Origin of the sequence: Mesorhizobium sp. M2A.F.Ca.ET.042.01.1.1, from assembly GCF_003997405.1 — a bacterium.
Classification (GTDB): domain Bacteria; phylum Pseudomonadota; class Alphaproteobacteria; order Rhizobiales; family Rhizobiaceae; genus Mesorhizobium.
Window position 1 is genome coordinate 1 of sequence record NZ_RZRX01000460.1, and the last position, 2,538, is coordinate 2,538.

The 2,538-nt window shown below is 64.2% G+C and carries 4 protein-coding genes; 2 read left to right on the forward strand and 2 right to left on the reverse strand.

What is annotated here, in order from left to right; all coding sequences use genetic code 11:
- Window positions 1-163: 163 nt before the first annotated feature.
- The gene (locus tag EOA23_RS33655) at window positions 164-715 is read left to right on the forward strand and encodes an ankyrin repeat domain-containing protein (protein ID WP_127307223.1); all 552 of its coding nucleotides are present in this window, start codon (window positions 164-166) and stop codon (window positions 713-715) included.
- Between the two features lie 20 nt (window positions 716-735).
- Here EOA23_RS33655 and EOA23_RS33660 read toward each other — a convergent pair whose 3' ends face one another.
- Window positions 736-1,263 carry a gamma carbonic anhydrase family protein gene (locus EOA23_RS33660; RefSeq protein WP_127307224.1) on the reverse strand — a complete coding sequence of 176 codons (528 nt, stop codon included), beginning with the start codon at window positions 1,261-1,263 and terminating at the stop codon, window positions 736-738.
- A gap of 19 nt (window positions 1,264-1,282) precedes the next feature.
- A complete protein-coding gene (locus EOA23_RS33665; RefSeq protein WP_127307225.1) occupies window positions 1,283-1,627 on the reverse strand; it encodes a hypothetical protein in 345 nt (114 codons plus the stop codon).
- 109 nt (window positions 1,628-1,736) lie between these two features.
- Here EOA23_RS33665 and EOA23_RS33670 point away from each other — a divergent pair, with 109 nt between their 5' ends.
- Window positions 1,737-2,465, forward strand: a complete 729-nt coding sequence (locus EOA23_RS33670) for a hypothetical protein (protein ID WP_127307226.1) — start codon at window positions 1,737-1,739, stop codon at window positions 2,463-2,465.
- Window positions 2,466-2,538: the final 73 nt, after the last annotated feature.

Sequence of the window (2,538 nt, forward strand, 5' to 3'; positions counted from 1 at the left end):
GGTTTTAGGAGCCGGCCCCTGTCCCCGGGGCCGGCTCCGCTGTTTCAGGCCGGGCCTGTCGAGGGCAAACGATCGGGGTTCAGCCGAGGGCCACAGGCCGGGCCGGCCTTTCCGAGCGAGTCGGAAGGGAGCAATATAGCTCCGTTCATTGCGGATGAAGGCGATGCTGGAAGTCCCTGAGGATCGCGGCGCCCGCCACCGGCTCTTCAAGGCCATAGACGAAGCGTTCAAGGCCGGAGATTTCGCGGCCTTGGGCGTTGCGCTCGGCGGCTCCGCGCGCTGGTTCGACGAGCGGATGCCATTCGAGCTCGGCCTTGGCCATCCGCTGGAATATGCCATCTACTGGAGCCCGACCGCTTTCATCACCGCCTTGCTCGATGCCGGCTCGAACCCGAACTATGACGATCCCGCCGGGTTCCCTTCGATCATAGCGGCGTTGTCGACGGAGCGGCCGGACCGGCTTGACGTCATCCATACCCTGCTCGAGCATGGCGCCGACCCGAACATGCGCGGCGTGAACGACTGGACGCCCCTGCACTATGCGGTATCCCGGCGCGACGCCGAGGCGATCCATCTGCTGTTGCTCTCGGGCGCGGACCCATCGCTAAGAACCCGCGTCGACGACTATGAGACACCATTGGAAGGCGCGGAAGAGGCTGGCTTCGAGGCCGGCGCCTTTCTGCTGCGTGAAGCGATGAACAGCCGCCGCGGATGACGCGCGGAGCGCGGCCGTCGTCATACCACCGTCAGCCTGGCCTTGAAGCGTTTGGCATTGGCCACATAGTGGGCGGCCGAGGCGCGCAGGCGCTCGATCGCCGCATCATCCAGCGTCCTGATCACCTTGGCGGGTGAGCCGACGATTAGCGAATTGTCCGGAAAGACTTTGTTTTCCGTCACCAGCGCGCCGGCGCCGACGAGCGAGTTGTTGCCGATCCTGGCGCCGTTCAGCACGATGGCGCCCATGCCGATCAGGCTGTTGTCGCCGATCGTGCAGCCATGCAGCAGAGCTCTATGACCGATCGTGCAACCTTCGCCGATGGTCAGTGGAAAGCCCGGATCGGTGTGCATGATCGTGTGTTCCTGCACATTGGTGTCGGCGCCGATCGTGATGAGCTCGCCATCGCCGCGGATGGCTACGCCGAACCAGAAGCCGACATTGCGGCCGACCCGGATATTGCCGATCAGCGTGGCATCGGGCGCGATCCAGTTCGTATCGGCGTCCTCGAACTCGGGCGCCTTCCCATCGATCGCATAGACCGGCATTTTTCGTCTCCGATTCGTCTCAACCAGCGAATTCGAAAGACCCTAAATTGGCGGTCGCCCAGGACGCAATGGCGATGAGCACGACGCCAAGCGCCAGAGCCCAGACGATGGCCGTGCAGCCGCAGGACAAGAGCGCCATCGTGCCGATGCGGCCTTCGCGGCGGGCGGTCAGGGCTTCGTTGGTGAGCATGAACGGTCCGGCGCAGGCCGTTGCCGCGAGCGAGCGCAGGATATGGACGGGCGAAACATAGGGCTCGGCAAAGGCCAGGCGCCGGCCTGACAAAAGTTCCATGGCCGATCCGGACAACCCGCAGGCCGTGAGACCAACCGCAAAAGCGTAAAGAACAAGCAGAACGGCACCCATGTTTACCAACCGTTTACCATGAAAACGCACAGTCGTGCCAACGCGCTGCAAGAGCCATGCCGCGCAGGCTGTGCCGCCGAAGGACAGGTGGGCGGATCGGGAAAGAGCGATGAGAGACGCAACGGCTGCCGAGAGCCCGGACTTCGAGGTCGTCGATTCGACCCTGATGAAGCGGGTCTTCTATATTTTTGCGGCGCTGGCGCTGCTTTCGGTAGCGATCAGCCTCGGCGGCAAATGGCTCGGACGGTCGATCGCCATGGCGGGCTATTCGGATGACACGACGGTGCGCCAGGTCGTCATGGGCAACAATCTGATCAGCGTGCCGGCGAACTTCATCCGTTTCGATCAGGCCAGGCGCGACGGCATCGCCTCGCGGCTCGATCTCTATCTGCGTTATCCCGAGATGGACGGCTACAGCGCGGCCGCGCGCGACGACTTCAACCACACCACGACCAGGAAGATCATCTTCCTGTCGTTCGAGCCGCGCATGATGTCGCGCGACATGAGCGGCCGTTTCGCGCCGATCTACAGCGCCCTGATCGAAAAGCCGGGCACCCCCGGGCCGGGCGGTACGACGGTTTACGCCTTCAGCGAAAAATCAGGCTATCTCAACGAGGTGCTGGCCGTCGCCGAGCGCCCCGGCAAGGATCCGTTCGTCGCCCGCTGCCTCAGCGGGCCGAGCGCGGAGGAATCGCTGGCGCCTTGCGAGCGCGACATCCAGGTCGGCGACGATCTCAGCCTCACCTACCGCTTTCCGCGCGAGCTGCTGGCGAACTGGCCGGCGCTGGACGCGGCGATTGCCGCCAAGGTGGCGAGCATACTGAAGACGGGTCATTAGCGGCTGGCTCAACGCTTCTCCGCCTCGGGCGCCAAGACATTGTCTGGCATCGCGCTGACAAGGCGCGCTAAAG

Bases quoted from the DNA above. Each gene is read 5' to 3' on its own strand.
- EOA23_RS33655 (WP_127307223.1), top strand. From the start codon at position 164: ATGCTGGAAGTCCCTGAGGATCGCGGCGCCCGCCACCGGCTCTTCAAG.
- EOA23_RS33660 (WP_127307224.1), bottom strand. From the start codon at position 1,263: ATGCCGGTCTATGCGATCGATGGGAAGGCGCCCGAGTTCGAGGACGCC.
- EOA23_RS33665 (WP_127307225.1), bottom strand. From the start codon at position 1,627: ATGGGTGCCGTTCTGCTTGTTCTTTACGCTTTTGCGGTTGGTCTCACG.
- EOA23_RS33670 (WP_127307226.1), top strand. From the start codon at position 1,737: ATGAGAGACGCAACGGCTGCCGAGAGCCCGGACTTCGAGGTCGTCGAT.